The sequence below is a fragment of the Pseudomonas oryzicola genome, from assembly GCF_014269185.2.
GTDB classification, from domain to species: Bacteria; Pseudomonadota; Gammaproteobacteria; order Pseudomonadales; family Pseudomonadaceae; genus Aquipseudomonas; species Aquipseudomonas oryzicola.
The window spans coordinates 1-901 of record NZ_JABWRZ020000010.1; the positions used below are offsets into that span (position 1 = coordinate 1).

Consider the following 901-nt stretch of genomic DNA (forward strand, 5'->3'; position numbering starts at 1 on the left):
CGACGGAGTAGCCGTCAGGGTCGCGGTGGTGGTGTCGACCGAGTCGTTGATCGCGGTCTGGGCCGGGGTCGGGGTCGGGGTCAGCTGCTCGAAATTACCGCCCGTGGCGTTCTCGATGCTCACACTGACGGTCGAACCGTTGTTATAGACGTCGTTCGCCGGGGTCTCGAAATCGACACTGCCCTGGGTCTTGCCGGCTTCAACGGTGATGGTCTGGCCGTTGGACAGCGTCACGGTCACCGGAGTCTGGGCCGGGTTGCTCAGGGTCACGGTGTAGGTGATGACACCACCTTCGGTCACCGACGGAGTAGCCGTCAGGGTCGCGGTGGTGGTGTCGACCGAGTCGTTGATCGTGGTCTGAGCCGGGGTCGGGTTCGGCACCAGTTGCTCGAAGTTACCACCGGTCGCACCGGTAATCGTGGTGCTGACGGTCGAGCCGTTGTTGTAGACGTCGTTGGCCGGAGTCTCGAAATCGACGCTGCCCTGGGTCTTGCCGGCTTCAACGGTAATGGTTTGGCCGTTGGACAGGGTCACGGTCACCGGGGTCTGGGCCGGATTGCTCAGGGTCACGGTGTAGGTGATGACGCCACCTTCGGTCACCGACGGGGTAGCTGTCAGGGTCGCGGTGGTGGTGTCGACCGAGTCGTTGATCGCGGTCTGGGCCGGGGTCGGGTTCGGGGTCAGCTGCTCGAAATTACCGCCCGTGGCGTTCTCGATGCTCACACTGACGGTCGAACCGTTGTTATAGACGTCGTTGGCCGGGGTCTCGAAATCGACACTGCCCTGGGTCTTGCCGGCTTCAACGGTGATGGTCTGGCCGTTGGACAGGGTCACAGTTACCGGAGTCTGGGCCGGGTTGCTCAGGGTCACGGTGTAGGTGATGACGCCACCTTCGGTCACA

Annotated in this window: 1 protein-coding gene; it reads right to left on the reverse strand. The window is 63.2% G+C overall.

Annotated elements, in window-relative coordinates; genetic code table 11:
• The coding region (locus HU760_RS24350) for an immunoglobulin-like domain-containing protein (RefSeq protein ID WP_217858983.1) at nt 1-901 on the reverse strand (901 nt) is incomplete at both ends.